The 853-nt window shown below is 73.7% G+C and carries 1 protein-coding gene and 1 pseudogene; both read left to right on the forward strand.

Features of this window, described 5'->3' with window-relative positions; all coding sequences use genetic code 11:
- A pseudogene (locus N798_RS18440) lies at positions 1–321 on the forward strand (DUF4350 domain-containing protein); the annotation flags it as partial.
- Positions 318–853: AAA family ATPase (locus tag N798_RS13585; RefSeq protein WP_035949324.1), on the forward strand; the 536-nt coding region annotated here is incomplete at its 3' end. The pseudogene N798_RS18440 and the gene N798_RS13585, both read left to right, overlap by 4 nt.

Here is an 853-nt window from a genome sequence, read left to right on the forward strand (position 1 = left end):
CTCGTGCGCGAGCCGCTGCCGGTCGTCGTGCGAGCCGTCGAGACGACCGAGAGCCGGGGCCGGCTCTATCGGCGCGCTCAGGACCGCCCACGTGCCGCCGCGGTGATGCGCCTCGCGACGCTCGACCGGCTGCGTGGCAGGCTCGGCCTGCGGCGCGGCGACTCGACCGAGACCGTGGCGCGCGCCATCTCCGCCGCCAGCGGCCGTCCGGTGTCCGAGGTCCTCGACCTCGTCGCCGGCCCCCCACCCCACGACGACGCCGCCCTCGTGCGGCTCGCCCAGGACCTGTCCGACCTCGAGGAGAAGGCACACCGCCCATGACCGAGACACCCAGCACCCGGACCCCGGCGCCGCAGGCCGCCGCTCCCGAGGCTCGCCACGCGCTGCTGCGCGTGCGGGCCGAGGTGGCCAAGGCCGTCGTCGGGCAGGACGCCGCCGTCACCGGCCTGCTCGTCGCCCTGCTCTGCCGTGGCCACATCCTCCTCGAGGGCGTGCCCGGTGTCGCGAAGACGCTCCTCGTCCGCTCGCTCTCGCAGGCGCTCGACGTGCAGACCAAGCGGGTCCAGTTCACGCCCGACCTCATGCCCGGCGACCTCACCGGCTCGCTCGTCTTCGACGCGCGCACGAGCGACTTCACCTTCCGGCAGGGACCGGTCTTCACCAACATCCTCCTCGCGGATGAGATCAACCGGACGCCACCGAAGACCCAGTCCGCGCTGCTCGAGGCGATGGAGGAGCGGCAGGTGAGCGTCGACGGGCAGCCGCACGCGCTGCCCTCCCCGTTCATGGTCGCGGCGACGCAGAACCCGGTGGAGTACGAAGGCACCTACCCCCTGCCCGAGGCCCAGCTCGA

The sequence above is a fragment of the Knoellia flava TL1 genome (genome assembly GCF_000768675.1).
Taxonomy (GTDB): Bacteria; Actinomycetota; Actinomycetes; order Actinomycetales; family Dermatophilaceae; genus Knoellia; species Knoellia flava.